The 17,445-nt window shown below is 52.0% G+C and carries 17 protein-coding genes; 4 read left to right on the top strand and 13 right to left on the bottom strand.

What is annotated here, in order from left to right:
- Positions 1–29: 29 nt before the first annotated feature.
- A complete protein-coding gene (locus tag IPK01_10005) occupies positions 30–1,214 on the top strand; it encodes a pyridoxal phosphate-dependent aminotransferase (protein MBK7933815.1) in 1,185 nt (394 codons plus the stop codon).
- Between the two features lie 102 nt (positions 1,215–1,316).
- Here the strand turns inward: IPK01_10005 and IPK01_10000 are convergent, their stop codons facing one another.
- The 6 genes from IPK01_10000 to IPK01_09975 all read right to left on the bottom strand — a co-directional run bounded on the left by IPK01_10000 (position 1,317) and on the right by IPK01_09975 (position 7,689).
- Entirely contained in the window at positions 1,317–2,810 is a 1,494-nt protein-coding gene (locus IPK01_10000; GenBank protein ID MBK7933814.1) for an ABC transporter ATP-binding protein, read from the bottom strand.
- A gap of 3 nt (positions 2,811–2,813) precedes the next feature.
- Positions 2,814–3,872 (bottom strand): BMP family ABC transporter substrate-binding protein, encoded by a 1,059-nt coding sequence (locus tag IPK01_09995; GenBank protein ID MBK7933813.1) that lies wholly within the window; start codon positions 3,870–3,872, stop codon positions 2,814–2,816.
- 6 nt (positions 3,873–3,878) lie between these two features.
- Positions 3,879–5,192, bottom strand: coding sequence for a thymidine phosphorylase (locus IPK01_09990; protein MBK7933812.1), 1,314 nt, complete (start codon positions 5,190–5,192; stop codon positions 3,879–3,881).
- 104 nt (positions 5,193–5,296) lie between these two features.
- The gene (locus IPK01_09985; protein MBK7933811.1) at positions 5,297–5,776 is read right to left on the bottom strand and encodes a 2-C-methyl-D-erythritol 2,4-cyclodiphosphate synthase; all 480 of its coding nucleotides are present in this window, start codon (positions 5,774–5,776) and stop codon (positions 5,297–5,299) included.
- An 80-nt stretch (positions 5,777–5,856) separates the two neighbouring features.
- Complete coding sequence (gene ispD / locus IPK01_09980; GenBank protein MBK7933810.1) at positions 5,857–6,540, bottom strand: 2-C-methyl-D-erythritol 4-phosphate cytidylyltransferase; 684 nt, start codon at positions 6,538–6,540, stop codon at positions 5,857–5,859.
- Positions 6,541–7,689 carry a TRAM domain-containing protein gene (locus tag IPK01_09975; GenBank protein ID MBK7933809.1) on the bottom strand — a complete coding sequence of 383 codons (1,149 nt, stop codon included), beginning with the start codon at positions 7,687–7,689 and terminating at the stop codon, positions 6,541–6,543.
- Positions 7,690–8,172: 483 nt separating this feature from the next.
- Here IPK01_09975 and radA point away from each other — a divergent pair, with 483 nt between their 5' ends.
- Together radA and IPK01_09965 are read left to right on the top strand one after the other, a co-directional pair.
- Positions 8,173–9,546, top strand: a complete 1,374-nt coding sequence (radA, locus tag IPK01_09970; GenBank protein ID MBK7933808.1) for a DNA repair protein RadA — start codon at positions 8,173–8,175, stop codon at positions 9,544–9,546.
- 38 nt (positions 9,547–9,584) lie between these two features.
- Entirely contained in the window at positions 9,585–10,067 is a 483-nt protein-coding gene (locus IPK01_09965; protein ID MBK7933807.1) for a nuclear transport factor 2 family protein, read from the top strand.
- 4 nt (positions 10,068–10,071) lie between these two features.
- On the opposite strand, the gene IPK01_09960 is transcribed toward IPK01_09965, so the two are convergent.
- Positions 10,072–10,518: a PilZ domain-containing protein gene (locus tag IPK01_09960; protein ID MBK7933806.1), complete on the bottom strand. Its 447-nt coding sequence runs from the start codon at positions 10,516–10,518 to the stop codon at positions 10,072–10,074.
- A gap of 301 nt (positions 10,519–10,819) precedes the next feature.
- The gene (locus tag IPK01_09955) at positions 10,820–11,263 is read right to left on the bottom strand and encodes a BrxA/BrxB family bacilliredoxin (protein MBK7933805.1); all 444 of its coding nucleotides are present in this window, start codon (positions 11,261–11,263) and stop codon (positions 10,820–10,822) included.
- 147 nt (positions 11,264–11,410) lie between these two features.
- Between IPK01_09955 and IPK01_09950 the strand changes: the two genes are divergently transcribed.
- Positions 11,411–11,968, top strand: a complete 558-nt coding sequence (locus IPK01_09950) for a class IV adenylate cyclase (GenBank protein ID MBK7933804.1) — start codon at positions 11,411–11,413, stop codon at positions 11,966–11,968.
- On the opposite strand, the gene ppk1 is transcribed toward IPK01_09950, so the two are convergent.
- The 5 genes from ppk1 to IPK01_09925 form a co-directional block, all read right to left on the bottom strand.
- The gene (gene ppk1, locus IPK01_09945) at positions 11,965–14,100 is read right to left on the bottom strand and encodes a polyphosphate kinase 1 (protein MBK7933803.1); all 2,136 of its coding nucleotides are present in this window, start codon (positions 14,098–14,100) and stop codon (positions 11,965–11,967) included. The two genes, IPK01_09950 and ppk1, sit on opposite strands and share 4 nt — an antisense overlap.
- A gap of 74 nt (positions 14,101–14,174) precedes the next feature.
- Positions 14,175–14,735, bottom strand: coding sequence for a L,D-transpeptidase family protein (locus IPK01_09940; GenBank protein MBK7933802.1), 561 nt, complete (start codon positions 14,733–14,735; stop codon positions 14,175–14,177).
- A gap of 6 nt (positions 14,736–14,741) precedes the next feature.
- Entirely contained in the window at positions 14,742–15,176 is a 435-nt protein-coding gene (gene tsaE / locus IPK01_09935; protein ID MBK7933801.1) for a tRNA (adenosine(37)-N6)-threonylcarbamoyltransferase complex ATPase subunit type 1 TsaE, read from the bottom strand.
- 76 nt (positions 15,177–15,252) lie between these two features.
- On the bottom strand, positions 15,253–16,116 hold the full coding sequence (locus IPK01_09930) for an NAD(P)H-hydrate dehydratase (GenBank protein ID MBK7933800.1): 864 nt from the start codon (positions 16,114–16,116) through the stop codon (positions 15,253–15,255).
- Positions 16,113–16,874 (bottom strand): NAD(P)H-hydrate epimerase, encoded by a 762-nt coding sequence (locus IPK01_09925; protein MBK7933799.1) that lies wholly within the window; start codon positions 16,872–16,874, stop codon positions 16,113–16,115. Before IPK01_09925 ends, IPK01_09930 begins: the two co-directional genes overlap by 4 nt.
- Between the last annotated feature and the right edge of the window lie 571 nt (positions 16,875–17,445).

The following is a 17,445-nucleotide window of genomic DNA, read 5'->3' as shown; positions in this document are numbered from 1 at the left end:
TCAGCGATCTCTGCGTTAAAATCTTCCTTATGACTTTCCCCGTTTCTGAAAATGTCGCCAAGATGCAAGGCTCTTCAACATTGATCGCTGCTCAGATGGCGAATGAATTGCGAGCGAGCGGTGTTGATGTCATCGATCTTTCGGTCGGCGAGCCCGATTTCGACACACCTGATTTTATCAAACAATACGCGGTCGAAGGCCTAGCCAAGGGACTTACTAAATACACAGCAACGGCAGGCACGATCGAATTCCGGAAATCGATCGTTGATTTCTACGCTGCAAGGTTTAAGACCGATCTCAAGCAGAATCAGATCGCTGCGTCGTGCGGCGGAAAGCAGGCGCTGTTCAATGCCGCGTGTTCTTTGTTGAATCCGGGCGACGATGTTTTGATCCCAAAACCATATTGGGTCACATTCCCTGAGATCGTCACGTTTTGCCGATCGAACAGCGTCTTTATCGAGACGGAACAAACCGAATTCATCTTAACGGCCGATCAGGTCGCAGCCGCGATCACGCCAAAGACCAAATTGCTGATCATCAATTCCCCCAGCAACCCATCGGGACGCGTCGTGCCGCCCGCCGAGATGCGAAAGATCGTTGAGGTATGCGCCGCTCGAAATATATACGTCCTGACCGACGAATGTTATCTATTTTTCGCATATCCGCCGGCCGAACCATTTTCGCTTGCAACGCTACCGCCGGAATTAAGACAATTCGTGTGTGTGGCCGGCAGCTTCTCTAAGACCTATGCGATGACCGGCTGGCGGATCGGTTATACGATCGCTAACCCGGAATGGACCGCCGCGATAGTAAAACTGCAGAGCCATTCGGCCACGCATCCGACGTCATTCGTCCAATACGCCTGTGCCAAGGCCCTCGGCAATATCGAAGGAACCATGTATGCGGTAAACGCCATGACCGCCGAATATGAACGCCGCAAAAACTGGTTCGTGCCGGCATTGAACGAGATCAAAGGCTTCAAATGCCCAATGCCCGAAGGCGCTTTTTATGCCTTTGTGGATGTGCGCGAAATGCTCGGCGACGATCTTGCAAGTTCGGCGGATGTCGCCGCACTGCTGCTGAAAGAGGCACATATCGTCGTGACTGACGGTGCAGGCTTTGGGGCGGACGGTTTCTTGCGATTCTCGTATGCGACCTCGATGGAAAATCTCGAAAGGGCTATCACCGCAATGAAGGCAATGTTCAACGGATGATCATCACTCTTCGTTTGATACAACCGCCGTATCACAAATAAAGCACGAAACTGAATCCAGCCTCGTTTTGTGCTTTTTCATGTATCTTAGCGCTTATTGTTTTTAGACTCCGCCGGTCATCATCAGGCCGATATCTTCGACCGAGGTGACTTTCGGGTCGACCTCGCCTACGATCTTGCCTTCGCGAATGACGAGCAACCGGTCGGCCAGCGCAGTGACCTCTTCCAATTCCGCCGAGACAAGGAGGACAGCCGAACCGGCATCGCGGAGTTCGATAAGTTTGCGGTGGATAAATTCGATCGCACCGATATCCACACCGCGTGTCGGCTGCGAAACTAGCAGCAGCTTTGGATCGAGCTCAAATTCGCGTCCGATGATCAGCTTTTGCTGATTACCGCCCGAGAGTGATTTGGCTGAAAGCGTCGGATCGCCCGGGCGAACGTCAAAGTTCTTAATTATCTCGCTGACTCGCTTATTGATCGCTGAGTTGTTCATCATGCCGCCGGACGACACCGGAGGACGATAGTGCACGCCCAGGATCGAGTTTTCAGCAAGATCTGAGTGAAGCAGCAACCCGCGTTTGTGGCGATCCTCCGGAATGTGGGCTATACCTAGCTCTTTTAATTGGCGGGCAGATTGATTCGTTATGTCTTTGCCGTCAAATTCGACGTTCCCGCCTGTTGCTTTTGTAAGTCCTGACAACGCCTCGATCAGTTCTGTCTGCCCGTTGCCCTCGATTCCGGCTATGCCGACGATCTCGCCTGCACGCACCGAGAACGATACGCCTTTCACCGCCGGCCCGTTCTTTCCGCTGACGGACAAACCCTTGACTTCCAAAACCGTTCCATCGGGTGTCGCGTCTGATTTATCAACGCGCAGTAAAACATCCCGCCCGACTATCATTCGTGCCAGGTCCTTTGCACTCGTTTCCGCCGTCCTGACATTGCCGACTGACTTTCCGTCACGCATCACAGTTACCTCGTCGGATATTGCCAGAACCTCATCGAGTTTGTGGGTGATGATGATGACGGTTTTGCCCTGTTCTTTCATGCGGCGGAGGATACCGAAGAATTCCTCGACCTCCTGCGGCGAAAGCACGGCGGTCGGCTCATCGAGGATCAGCAATTCCGCGTTTCGATATAGTGCCTTGAGCAGCTCAACCCGTTGCTGCTGGCCGACCGAGAGATCTTCTATATACGCCTTTGGATCTACTCCGAGCCGCAATTCATTTGAAAGGGCAAGAATGTCGCGGTTAGCCTTGTCGAGATCGAGATTGGTCGCTGTTCCAGTCTCTGCCCCAAGCACGATATTCTCAGCCGCCGTCATCGTATCGACCAGCATAAAATGCTGGTGCACCATGCCGATGCCAAGGGCGATCGCGTCATGCGGACTTTTGATCGACACGACATTCCCATTGACCACTATCTGGCCGCTGTCCGCTTTATAGAAGCCGTAAGCGATCCGCATGATCGTCGATTTCCCGGCCCCGTTCTCGCCGACGATCGCGTGGATCGTTCCCTTATGAACAGTTATCGAAACATCGTTATTTGCCGTGACGTTTCCGAATGTTTTTGTGATATTTCGTAGTTCAAGCATGATCTATTTCGCCATTGCATCCGTCACCTTGATCTCGCCGGCGACGATCTTTCGTTTTGCTTCTTCTGTCTTTTGGATCACATCAGCCGGGATCAGTGCTTCGTTGTTCTTGTCCATTGCATAGGCGACGCCATCCTTGTCGAGGCCGAACGTATGAAATCCGCCCTTGAATTGACCGCCGAGCACTTCCTTGACGACATCGTAAACCGCGTTATCGACGCGCTTGACCATCGAGGTGAGTACAAATCCGGGCTTGACGCCGTTTTGATTTGAATCGACCCCGATCACAAAACGGTTGGCTTCGCCTTGATCGTTAAGACCAAACTGTTCGACCGCGTCAAAAGCCCCAAGCCCCGAGTTGCCGGCAGCCGTAAAGATCACGTCCGCTCCTTTCTCTATCTGTGCGAGCGAAAGTTCTTTTCCTTTACCGGGATTATTCCAGGCACTATCGCTGACGCCGCAATAGTTGCGTATCACCCTCATTTTGGGATTAACGGAAAGAGCACCTTCTTCGTAACCTTGGGCAAAACGATGGATGAGCGGAATGTCCATGCCACCCAAGAAGCCCAGAACGCCGGTCTTCGATTTTGACGCAGCGATCATCCCGACCAGATACGAACCTTCGTGTTCCCGAAAAACCAGTGATGCGACATTTTTCATCGGAGTTTTGCCGTCCGCCTCAAAGATAACGCCGTCGACGATCGCAAACTTAACATCCGGATAGTCTGAGGCGACTCTCTGCAAGATCGGCCCTTGGGCGAAACCAACACCAATGATCAGATCAAACTTCTTTTCGGCGAATGCACGCATGGCCGGTTCGATCGAGGTCGGATTGCCCGGTTCTACGTCGTACAGACAGATTCCAAGTTCTTTTTCCGCACGCTGAACGCCTTCCCAGGCCGCCGCATTGAACGAACGGTCGTTCTTGCCGCCAATGTCAAAAACGATGCCGACCTTTGCCGTGCAGCCTTCGCGGCGAGCCTCTGTCCGCGTAACGCACGACGATGCTAACGCAGCGGCCGCCAATAAAACAATGAATATCGCCGATGTCCGAAACTTCATAAATGGCTACACCCTCGCTCGTATAAGCTTTCGAATTTTTGGAATTTCCGCAGATATTTTATACGCATTATGCAGTTTTTCGCTAATGAGCTTTGCATCCGCCGCAGTTCTAGTGAGAACAATGCCTAGAATGTCGCCCTTTTTCACTTTCGAACCGATCTTTGTTGACAATTCGTAGCCAACTGCATGATCGACAGTGTCCTCTGCCTTGACACGTCCGCCGCCGATGTCGCGAACGGCTTGGCCAACTGAGAGTGCATCGATCTCAGCAACATAACCGCCCGATGGCGAAATGATCTCGTGTTTGCGCAAACCCTTTGTCAGGAGCTTTTCCGGCTTGTCGCAGATCGAGGGATCGCCTCCTTGCAGTTCGATGTTCTGCCGAAAACGTTCAAGCGCCGCACCCGAATTGAGCACTTGTTCGATCCTTGCTCTTGCATCTTTCAGCGTCGCGGCCATCCGAGTTTGCACGAGCATATTTGCCGTAAGTTCGATCGACAGGTCAAGCGTCGGCGTCATTGCCTCGTCGGTTTCGCCCCGTAGTATTTTCAGGCATTCGAATGTTTCGAGAGCGTTGCCGACGTATTTTCCGAGCGGTTCGCTCATATCAGTAACAAGCGCCTCGGTATTAACGCCGAACGAGATGCCGGTTTTGCACAGCGCCTCTGCAAGCTGCTTAGATCTGGCAAATTCTGTGATAAACGCACCTGAGCCCGTCTTTACATCAAGCACCAAAGCGTCTAACCCTTCTGCGAGTTTCTTCGACATTATCGACGCCACGATCAGCGGGATGGTCGGCACGGTCGCGGTCGCGTCACGCAGTGCATAGATCTTTTTATCGGCCGGAGCAATGTCTTTTGTCTGACCGGCAAGAGCCATCCCGCATGTCTTGAGGATCTTCTTAAACTTTGGAAATGACAGGTTTACATTAAATCCGGGAATCGCCTCGAGCTTATCAAGTGTCCCGCCCGTATGCCCGAGCCCACGTCCAGAGATCATCGGAACCGCAATGCCGCACGCCGCGGCAATAGGTGCAATGACCAGCGAGGTCTTATCACCGACGCCGCCGGTCGAGTGTTTGTCGGCTTTCGGTGCGTCAATGTCAGAGAAATCCATTACCGTGCCGGATTCGAGCATCGCACGCGTGATCGCATCCTGTTCACGCTGGTTCATCCCGCCCATGAACATCGCCATCACAAGCGCAGATATCTGATAATCCGCCCACGAACCGTCGCAAACGCCGTCGATGAACAGCCCGATCTCAACGTCCGAAAGGATCTTTCCGTCCCGCTTTTTCGCAATTATTTCCTGTGGCCGCATAGTGTTACGACAATCTTAACAGAGAAGGAGAGGATTTTTACGGCAGATGAGTGCAGATGAACACCGATTTGAACAAGATCTTTGATATCCGCATTTATCTGCGGTTAAAATTTGTTGGAAACTAAGACAACCGCCTCGGCCCGAACCGCCTGCCGTTCGCCCACGGCATCGACCGCTTCGCCGGTCTTTGCTTTAACGCTCACACTTTCCATCTCGACGCCGAGAGCTCCAGCCAGATTTGCTCGCATTTTATCGATGTGAGGACGAAGCTTTGGCGATTCGAGATCTACGACCGAATCAAAATTGACTATCGAATAGCCCTTTTCCCTGATCAATTCGACTGCATACCTTACAAACTGCGAGCTTTCTACATTCCGCCAGCGTTCGTCCGTGTTCGGAAAATGCGTACCAATATCGCCGAGAGCAAGAGCACCAAGCACCGCGTCAACCGCCGCATGCATCAGCACATCCGCATCCGAATGCCCATCCGCACCGAGGTCCGACTCTATCTCAACGCCGCCGATGACGAGCAGTCGTCCGGCAACCAGCCGATGAATATCTGTTCCAAATCCGATCCTAAACATAGTTAAAGACGTTCCGGAATAAGTCATAACGGTTCAGCGAATGGGACCAAGTTATGACTTATCATCCATACCAAAGCCGATTAATATCCGGCTTCAGCTGTAATTACCGACTCGGCAAATAACAGATCGTCCGGCTTAGTTATCTTGATGTTGCGAGAACTTCCTTCAACAATTGATATCTTAATGCCCAGTTTCTCGACTAGATAACACTCATCGGTCACCGAATCATTTAGATCAGCCCCTTCGAATGCCCGTTTTAACAGGTCGTATCGAAATGCCTGCGGCGTCAACGCCCGGCGCAAGCTGTTGCGGTCGACCGTACCCGCGATGTGGCCATCGTCTATCTTTTTTATAGTGTCCGTCACCTCCGCAACCAGACATGCAGCCCCTGACTCAAGAGCTTTTTCCACCGTCCGGGCGATCTCACGGGATGTGACCAGCGGTCTTGCACCGTCGTGGACAGCGACGAACTCGGTGGATGGATCAACTGCGTCGAGACCGTTTCGGACAGACTCGGTCCGGCTCGCTCCGCCCGAGACGATCTTTTTTAGCTTTTTAATTTCAGACCTGAAATTTGAGATCTGGAATTGCTCTATTCCGGACTCAGATAATACAAGCACGATCTCGTCGATCGCGTCGCAAGCCTCAAATCGCTCGATCGTATGGATGATAACGGGTTTGCCGCAGAGAACGGCAAATTGCTTTGGTATGGCGGAACCAAATCGGCTTCCGCTGCCGGCAGCCACGATAATGGCGGTATTCACCTAGTCAATTTCCTCAATGATCGTCGTCTGTCTCAATTCACGTGTGGCTTTGCGAAATCCCATAGAACGCGAATCGTGTATGCCGACGTGGCTGTCGCCGTTCTCTTCTTTTTCTTCCCAGAGGCGGCCGAATATCATCTTGCCGGCGGTGGTTTGCAGAACGCTGGTGACGGCAATATCAGCAGTCTTACCGATCAGTTTGCGGGCATTATCGACCACGACCATAGTGCCGTCATCGAGATAAGCGACACCCTGATTGTATTCCTTGCCCTCTTTCAGGACGAAAACACGCATCGCTTCGCCAGGCAGAACGACCGGTTTGAGAGCGTTCGCCAGTTCATTTATGTTGAGAACAGAAACGCCGCGAAGCTCCGAGACCTTATTGAGATTGAAATCGTTCGTCACGATGACGGCGTCCAGCTGTTTGCCGAGCTCGATCAACTTAAGATCGACCTCTTTGACGTTGGGAAAATCCGTCTCAACCAGTTGGATATCCAGATTGCTGTTGTTACGCAGCCGCTGAAGCATGTCGAGTCCGCGGCGTCCGCGTTGGCGTTTTGACGAATCCGCCGAGTCAGCGACCTGCTGCAATTCAGCCAGAATAAAATGAGGAATTATCAGCGTGCCGCCGAGAAACCCGGTCTCCGAAACGTCGGCGATACGCCCATCGATGATCACCGATGTGTCTAAGATCTTGTAATCCCGCTTCACGTTCTTATCGCTAAAAACGCCGCCGAGAGCTGCGAGATCAATAAAATCACCTTTTGCCGCACCGACCATCAAGCCGATATAGCCCATAAAGAACGCGAGTGCGATCGTGAGAAAGGTCTTGAGTTCGCCCGGGACGGTATTGATATCCTGGCTGCTGATGAGCATCCCGATCAGATATGCACCGATGATCCCACCGATAGAACCGATAGCCGCCCCGATCAAAGTTTTGAGCGAAGCTCGTCGGGCCCGCACCTCAAACCCTATGATCATCAGACCGACGATCAATCCAAAAGCAGCTGAAACTAGCTGTTTCGAACGCACACTATCGCCGAAGATGTCAGCCAAATGGCTGCTCTTCGACAGTGGATTCAGAAAGTACCCGACTATGCCGAGCAGCAATACAAATCCAACTCTGATAATGATGACATCTGCTTTCATCGTCTGAAATCTTACCACGAAATTTCGCGTTTCCATAAATTGGCCGATGTAGGTAGATACGCTGATTCGGCCCTTTATTCTCGAAACAAAAGCGCCAAAGGCTGAACAGATTAATTCACGAACTGTTTCAGATATAACACTGCCGTCCGCACTCGCAATCTGTGTTAAAATGTTCTCTGGCCATTTGAAATGCTCCGGAATGGATGGAAAACGTTCGGCGGGTTTTCGGGTTGAGATCGGCAAATTCCTGCGGGACAGTGGGACAAGATTGCGAATACAATGTAACCCTATTTAATGCAATAGGTTAGCCAACCCGAATATTGTCCCGACTTGTCCCGGTTTGGGAACAATTAGTGAATGTCTGGCTTTTTTTTGGTGAAAACACCCATTGAAATTTGGATTACTTGGAGACAAATCGGCCGAAACAGCTTGCCGTGAACTTAGGCGGCGGCATCGACTGTTGTATCCTGACTTTCTAAAAAGATGGCAAAGCAACCGACAACAATTTGGGCCTGTCAGAACTGCGGCGGGCAATCGCGAAAATGGCTCGGGCAATGCCCCGAATGCGGCGAGTGGAACACGCTCGTCGAGGAACGATTTCGGCCTGCGGCTGAGGCAAAGGCAGCAACCGGATTTGGAAAATCGTTTCGCGAAACAGCACCGATCCCCTATGACAATATCGAATCACAGGACGACGCCCGCACCTCGACCGGCATCGACGAACTAGACCGCGTCCTCGGCGGCGGCATCGTCGCGGGCTCACTCGTTCTGATCGGTGGCGCTCCGGGAATCGGGAAATCGACGATCGTTATCCAAATGGCCGATAAACTCGGCCGCAGCGGCGGCAAGGTCCTCTACGTTTCCGGCGAAGAATCGGAACGCCAAATAAAGATGCGCGGCGAACGCCTCGGACTCACGGCCGACAATCTCTTTCTACTGCCCGAGACCAATCTACAGACGATCATCGCGGAGACCGACAAACTGCGGCCCGATTTTGTCATCGTCGATTCGATCCAGACCGTTTTCAGCGAACGTATCGAGTCGGCTCCCGGCAGCGTTTCGCAGGTTCGCGATGTGGCGGCGCAGTTTATGATATTCGCTAAACAAACCGGAACGCCAGTCTTCCTCACCGGACACGTCACAAAAGAAGGCTCGATCGCCGGCCCGAAAACGCTCGAACACATCGTCGACACCGTCCTCTATTTCGAAGGCGACCGCCACCACAATCACCGCATCATTCGCGCGACCAAGAACCGCTTTGGTGCGGCAAACGAGATCGGCGTTTTCGAGATGACCAACGCGGGCCTGGTTCCGGTAGGTAACCCGTCCGAACTTTTTCTACAGGAACGCCCCGAGAACGCGACCGGCTCGGTCGTCACCGTCTGTATGGAAGGCACCCGGCCGATGCTGGTCGAGGTACAGGCCTTGGTAAGCAGTACAAAATTTGGCACGGCACGGCGAATGACACAGGGATTCGACCACAATCGAGCGTCGCTGCTGATCGCCGTTTTAGAGAAACAGGTCGGCCTGCAACTCGCTGGCGACGACGTTTTCGTCAACATCGCGGGCGGAATGGAGATCGACGAACCCGCCGCCGACCTTGGCATCATCGCCGCCATCGCGTCGAGTTTCCGAAACATCCAGGTCCCGCCCGAAACCGCCGTCTTCGGCGAAGTCGGCCTCACGGGCGAAGTCCGCGGCGTCCTCCAGGCCCAAGCCCGGGCCCGCGAAGCTCAGGTTTTAGGATTTAAGAAACTGATATTGCCAGAATCGAATAAGAAAGGTCTCGAGAAACTATTGGGAATACGTGTTGTCGGTGTGAAGAATTTAGAACAGGCGATGGACGAGCTGTTTTAGCCGAAACAAAACGATTCATAAGTCGTATTAAAATGACTATGAAGTTCAACCATATACTCACTGCATTTATTCTCTCGATGGCCGTTTGCGTGTCCGTTTCGCAGGCGCAAAGCAAGGACGACCACGCACTCAAAGCGATCGTCAGCCAAATGGTAACTGCCCAAACCGAATACGACGCCAAGACCATCGACAGCATCCTTACGGCTGATTACATCGAGATCTCGCCGGTCGGCGAATTTGATCCGCGGGAAAAGGTCCTCGGTTTTTACTCGCCGGAGGCAAAGGCTGCGGCGGCGAAAGTAAAGACTTCCGTCGAGGCGGCCGAGCACTCGATCCGCAATTACGGCAAATTGGCTATCGTCATCGTGCGGCTCAATTACACAATGACGACCGACGGCAAACCGATGCCGCCGCGTAGCATTCGAGCAACGTATGTTTTGAAAAAGGACAGAGATTTGTGGAAAATAGCCTCGGCTCAATATACGGGAATTCGACCGCCGCAGCCGCCAAAGCCGCAATAAACGGCTATTCCGGAGCCATGATGTGTTCGAGGATGCTGTCGCGTTTCTGCCGTATGTCGGTCACACGTGGGCTTGGTTGTTCGGCCACGAATGAGGGCGGCGTGTGAAACGGATCGATCTGGAGCGGCACGCCCTCTTCGTCGAGGCGATGGGCGATGATATTTGAAATCAGCGATTGTTCGAACTGCGAAACGTCGGTGAACCGGACGCCGATGCCCGTATCTTCGAAACGGTATAAGGCTTTGCATGCCAGCGGGAGAAAGTTGCCATTGGGCAGCGGGATCTCCATACGAAATTCATCGCCGATGTAGATATTTTCTTCCCAGCCTGTAAAGCAGCCGCCGATCGAGATCTGCTGGAGCCGCGTCTCTTGTTTTTCGCCGTTCTTGTTGAATATCCATGCTGGTATATCGAGCGAGAACCGAACATGTTGTCTTTGGCTGATGGACATTTTGTGCAGGTTACGAAGTGTCGCTAAACGATAACCACTTTTAGTTTAACGATTATCAGTGGTTTGACGCAATAGATATCTTGACCCGCAGCCGGATCACTTTGAAACTATTATTAGCATCAAGCGATTTCTCAGCGTACTCGGCGTCTTTCTTTGCATTCTCTGCTTGGAAAGACCTTACCAAGAATTCCGCGCAGAGCACACGGGGGGCCTCGCAGAGACCGGAGTGAGGCTGCTTGTCAAAACTCAACAAAAAAACCGCCCTCGAAAGAGCGGTTTTCATGATCTTTGAAAACTATATCTAGTTGTTTGCGGCTTCGGTTTTCGCGCAATGCGTATCAAACGTTTCGATCAATGCCTGAGCGATCACCATCGGATTGCGGCCTTCGAGGTCGCGGCGTTCGAACATCTGCACGAGCTTGCCGTCTTGAATAAAGCCGATCGCCGGCGATGACGGTGCATAACCTGTAAAATGCTCACGTGCCGTGTCGGTGGCGTCAATGTCGGCACCCGCAAACACGGTGATGGCTCGGTCAGGTTTGTTCTCCGAATTCTGCAGGGCCATCGCGATGCCCGGACGGACTCCGCCAGCAGCGCAGCCGCAGACCGAATTGACGACGACCATCAATGTGCCTTTTGTGTTTTCTATGGCTTCGACCACTGCTTCACTGGTTTTTGCTTCTTCGATCCCGAGTTCCGCGAGCTCAGCACGCATTCCGTAGATCATCATTTCTGGGTATGGCATATATTTCCTCTGTTTTCAGTATCAAAGCATCAGGCTTAATACCTGACCTTTTTTCAAGTATCGGTTATAGGTCAGATCGAGTCAAGTTGTCCACCCAACTAATACCGCAGTTTGCCCTATTTTCGCTTATTTTCTACTATCTATCTAATGGCGTTCGAAATTGAGAAGAAGTACAAGATCGACAAGAAACTTCTGGTCGAATTGACGGCAAAACTAGGTGAGATCGGGGCGATGTTCGCGTACGAAACGTTTGAGGAGAATTATCTGCATCGAGGCGGGGTCTTAGACGAACGCGGAGCCGTACTCAGGCTCCGCAAGACGCCCGAAAAGACGGTACTGACGTACAAAGAAAAGGTCGGCAGTCAGGCCGCTTTTAAGCACCAGATCGAACACGAGACGATCGTCCAGGACGTTGACGCAATTGAGGCGATCATCGAACGGCTTGGATATGTACTTTCGGTAGTTTACGAAAAGCACCGCAAGGCATGGCACCTCGGGAACACAGAGGTCGTGTTGGATGAGCTGCCTTTCGGTTATTACATGGAGATCGAAGGAGCTATCGAGGACATTCTTGCTACGGAGAAACTACTAGGCATTGAACACCTGGAAAATGAATCCCGCGGTTATCCGCGGCTAACGGCAAAGTTCGGCAAGCAGATCGGGACCGTAATGGAAGCACGCTTTGAAAAGACCCAGACGGCCTAACCAGCAATTTCCTGACCGACAAACGACATCTGCGAATCAAAACCTCCGCCCGTCCTCTGTGCGTGCCGTCTGTATGTACCGTCACTTCGAAGCGTGCGGACATTGATCACATCGCGCAAATATGCCGCCAAAAGCGTGTCCTTCAGATAGGTTTTGATCTCGGGATCAAGTATCGGCGTCAGAACTTCGACACGCCTGTCCATATTCCGGTGCATCAGATCGGCACTGCCGATGAATATTTCGGGCGCTCCACCGTTGGCAAACCAGAAAACGCGGCTGTGTTCGAGAAACCTCCCGATCACAGACCTAACACGGATATTCTCCGACAGACCTTTTATTCCCGGACGAAGCGTACATATCCCGCGAACGATCAGATCTATTTCAACACCGACCTTTGATGCTTCATACAGCTCATTGATCAATTCAACGTCCGTCAGGCTGTTGACCTTGATGACGATACTTGCTTCTTTTTTCGCCAGTTTGTTCTTTCTCTCACGGCGGATCAGCTCGATCAAACGCTGACGCAAATGCAGCGGGGCAACGAGAAGTCGCTGATATTTGTCCTGTTGCGAATAGCCGGTAAGGAAGTTGAAAAGGTTCGATGCGTCGGCTGTGATCTCTTCGTCCGCCGTTAGGATGCCGAGATCAGTGTAGATCCGCGACGTGAATGGATTGTAGTTACCGGTCGCGAGATGGACGTAACGAACGAGTTTGTCCTTTTCCCGTCGGATCACCAGCAGGACTTTCGAGTGTGTTTTGAGGGTGCTGATGCCGTAAACGACGTGAACGCCTTCGTTCTCGAGCCGCCGTGCCCATTCGATGTTGTTCTCTTCGTCAAACCGTGCCTTTAGTTCGACGAGAGCGGTCACTTGTTTGCCTAAACGGCTTGCACGTATCAGAGAACTCACGATCGGCGAGTCCTTTCCGGCACGATAAAGACATATCTTGATCGCCTGAACGCTCGGATCTTCGGCCGCCTCCGCGACAAAATCTGTCACGGCATTGAACGACGTATACGGATGATGCAGCAATACATCTTGCCGCTTGATCGCCTCGAAAATGTTCTTCCGTCCCTGAAACGCCGACACCTGCATCGAATGTATGGGCTTATCTTTGAGGTCGGGCCGGTCGAGCGAATATAACTGCATCAAGTCTGGTATATCGACAAACCCGTCGATGCGTTCGACATCGTCGTCGCTCAATCCAATGCCGGTCGTTAGCAGTTTGAGCATCTTCTCCGGCATCGATGTTGAAACTTCGAGTCGCACGGCAAAACGGTCGCGGCGGCGCTGCAATTCGCGTTCGAGCGTTCGCATCAGGTCACCGGCTTCATCTTCACGAAGCTCGATATCTGCGTCCCGAGTCACTCGAAATAGGAACGCCTCGCTCGTTTTCATGTTCGGGAACAGTTCAGACACGTTTGCCGCGATCACCTCTTCGAGCAATGCATAGCGGCCTTTCTTCTCATTGATCGGTATCAAACGCGGCACCGAAGGCGGCAGTTTGATTCGCCCGAATCGCTTTTGCTTAAAGAGATATCTTAGATTTGGCTGCGTCAGTGCCCGGTTCGGCTCAATTATCAGCCCCAGGTTCAGGCTCAGGTTTGAAATATAGGGAAACGGATGACTGGAATCGACAGATTGCGGCGTCAGAATAGGAAAAAGATTGTCGCGAAAATACTTATCAAGCGTCTTTCGCTCACGGGCTGTAAGCGACGAATAGGCCTCGATCGAGATTCCAGCTTTCTGCAGGGCCGGAAATACGTTTTCGCCGAGGTAAGACACTTGCCGCTTGAGCATTGGCCTCAGACGTTTGTAGATCTCGCGGAGCTGTTCGGAAGCCGACATGCCATCGGGTGAGAGCTCCCCGACGCTTTCGGCGATCTGCTCTTTGAGTCCGGCGACGCGAATCATGAAGAACTCGTCCAAGTTGGTCGAAAAGATCGAAAGGAACTTCAGCCTCTCAAGCACGGGCAGCGTGTCGTCAGTCGCTTCATCCAACACGTGGCGGTTGAATTCGAGCCAACTCAATTCGCGATTGAACAGCGGATTGCCGTCAAACTCAGGCACATTTTGCTTTAATGATTCTGCCAATTGGATCTCTTTATTCTGGTTTTCCGTTGAAAGCGTCATAACAAGCGGCCTAAATTATAAAACAGCCGCAAGCGATGACAAAGAAAATCGATGTTACATTTTTGGGCGGATCGCTACTGCAAAATACGCACCTTAGTTCCGACCGGCACCGCATTGAACAATTCGGTGATCTCTTCATCTTTTAGAGCGACGCAGCCGTCGGTCCAGTCGTTATCAATTCCGCCGCCGTGAATGTAGATTTCTCCGCCCAGCGCAGTCTTTTGCAGCGGCATTCCTTTCTCCGCGATGGCCTTTTGTATCGCCTCCGCTTCTTCGGCGGTTATCAAACTCTTTGCAAGCCCGCGTTTCGCATCGTCCGGAGCCGGATAGCTAATGCCGAGCGAGAGATGAAAACGGCTCTCAGCATTCTTGGTGAACACATAAAACTCGCCCTCAGGCGTCCGCCCGTCGCCCTCGACCTCTTTGTCGCCGGTCGGTGCAAAACCCAGGACCATCTTGTATTTTTTTACGAGTCGCGTGCCGTCAAACAGCTCCAACGTCCGCTTTGATTTTTTGACCACGATCAGCGGATCTTTGATATCTGAAATTTGAGATCTCAGATTTGAAATTTGTGTTTGCGACATAAGCGATGATGTCAGAACAGCGAGAATAAGTATGATCCTGGTCGGTTTCATTAGAGTCTATCGCTCGATGGTGATGACACGCGGCTCATCACCGTCGCCTTCGATATTGACACGAATGACCGGATTTGAAAACGAAGATCTTCTAAGCCGGTCCGCCCATTCGATGATTGTCACGGCATTTCCATCTTCCAATATCTCGTCAAGTCCGACGGCGGCTGCGGCGTCTATCTTGCCCTCCAAACGCCAGAGATCGATATGATACACGTCCACGCGTTCAGTCTTATACAGATTGACCAGCGTAAAACTCGGACTTGTGACCTCGTCGATATCATAGTCCAAAGCATTCAAAATGCCCTTCGTTAAAAGCGTCTTACCTGCACCAAGACCGCCACACAACAAGATGAGATCGCCGCCCGCGAGCGACGCTCCGAGCCGCTCGCCTACGACAAATGTGTCGTCGGAGCTTTTCGAGATTATTTTCTTCTCGTCCATCACAAAATTAACATAATATACAGGATGACCAGCGAACATCCTCTTCATTCATCCTGCACATCCTGTCCATACTGTTCTAATTTCCAGCCAACCCATCAAAGGCTTCGGTCAAGCATTCCCGAACATCCGATGCCGTCATCACGCGTTTGCCGTATTTCTTTTCGGCAATATCGCCCGCAGTTCCTGCGACATAAACGGCCGCGACGACGGTTTCAAATATATCTATATTCATCCCTGCGGCTTGAGCGACAAAGCCCGCGAGAATGCCGGCGAGTGTATCGCCGTTCCCTGCCTTACCAAGCCCCGAATTCCCCGTCGGATTAACAACAACACGCCCGTCCGGTGCACCGATCAAAACCCGCTCGCCTTTGAGAACAAGGATCACGTTGTTAGCAACGGCATATTGGCGAACAGCAGCAACACGGTCGTTGATAGCAATTTTGTCGTCCGTCCCCAAAAGTCGTAGAAACTCGCCCTCGTGCGGCGTTAGGATCAGTTCTCTCTGGCTCCCCTCCTTACCAAGGAGGGGTGGCGGCGTTTCGCCGACGGGGTGGTTCTCTCCTCGCTCAGGATTCGAGTACCATAACGCTCCAGCATCGACAATAACCGGTGTCGTTCGCTCCTCCACGATCTTACGGAACATCGCCTCGTTAGCGGTGTTATTCGCATCGAGGCCGCAGCCGATCAAAATCGCATCAGCGGCGAAGTCAATTTCACCGCCATCCTCGAACGGCCGAACGATCAGATCAGGCAAAGCCCTCGCCGCAACCTCGCTCCGAATCTCCGCGGGAACCGCCAACGTCACCAACCCGACACCCGACCTAACGGCCGCATTCCCCGCCAAAACCGCCGCACCAGAATAACTCTCAGAACCGGCGATCACGAGAGCGTGACCGCGTTTATTCTTGTAGGAATCATTAGTAAAGCGTGTGTTTCTCAACCATCTTGCAGCGTCATCCTGCTCCGCGAGAAAAGCTGTGAAGTTTGATCTTCGATCAATTCGGGCGGCGACCCTATGTTCGCAACAGTTAACTCGCCATTATTCCGTGCGGTAGGCAATATTACGTTCGCGGCCTTTGGCGCCGTAAAGGTGACTGTGCAGTCGGCCGGAAAAACCGGCCCGATGATCTCTGCTTTGTCCGAATCGAGGCCCGATGGAATGTCGATAGACACGAACAACTGCTTGAAACGATTCCGTTGTCGGGTGACACGTTCAATAAAGTTTCCGACAGCCCCAGTTATAGGTCGCGAAAGTCCCGTTCCGAACAATGCATCAACCACAACATCGTCATTCTGATGGATCTCGTCGAGGCCTGATAGATCACTGCCTTCAGAAAGAAACAGACAATTCTCATTTGGGCCGTTCGTTCTTTCGGGATCACTAAACTTCTTGAGAGCCTCGAAATTGATCCGTGCGTCGCCCTTTGTTTCAGAGACAGTTCCAAGGAGACTAACGAAGCAGTTCGCTCCCTGGGTCCACAAGATCCTCGCCAATGCAGCTCCGTCTCCGCCATTATTCCCGGGACCGCAGAAGAAGACAATTCGCCTGTCCCGTACCGAACCGCCGAGTTTGTCGGTAATGACGCGTGCGACGGCATGGGCGGCATTTTCCATCAGAACGATCGACGGAATACCGTACCTCTCGGTCGTCAGACGATCGACGGTGCGCATTTGATCGGCTGTCAGGACTTTCTGCATAAGACAATATTGCCCACGAAAATCACGAAAGTCACGAAACCAACGGATTTATTTTTGTTTCTTTTGTGAATTTCGCGGGGAAAGAAAAAAACCGCATTGTCTAGCAAACAATGCGGCTGAAGGTTTGATTTGGAGATTTGTGAATAGACTTCGAGCCGTGTCACCGTGAGAAAATGTTTGCCACTGTGCTTTTACACGCTTTGCTTCCGTTCACTCTATAGAAAGGTTGATTCGCTTCTCACTTCCAAAAAATCGACGATATTGAGTTTTGAGCTTCCTCAAGTGATTGTCGGTAACCGCAAAAATGCTTGAAAACGTCTCGCGATTTGTGATACGATGTATTATAGATGCAACGCTGCCTGTAAGACACGGTCTTACGTATTTTTGAAAATTAGCGGGACAAGCTATGAAAATGGCTGTAACTATTCTTTTTATTAGAGTTATCTTTCCCACAACGGTGCGGGACAGACCCGGGACAGCCCGGGACAAAGATCTCGCTTTAATGCTGTAACTTGCCTGTTATCAGCGAGGTACAAACCAACCACCGAAGACGCTGTCCCACGGTTGCGAT

The sequence above is a fragment of the Acidobacteriota bacterium genome (genome assembly GCA_016713675.1).
Taxonomy (GTDB): domain Bacteria; phylum Acidobacteriota; class Blastocatellia; order Pyrinomonadales; family Pyrinomonadaceae; genus OLB17.
The sequence above is the reverse complement of the archived record's forward strand: the minus strand, read 5'-3'. Positions and strand labels throughout refer to the sequence as shown.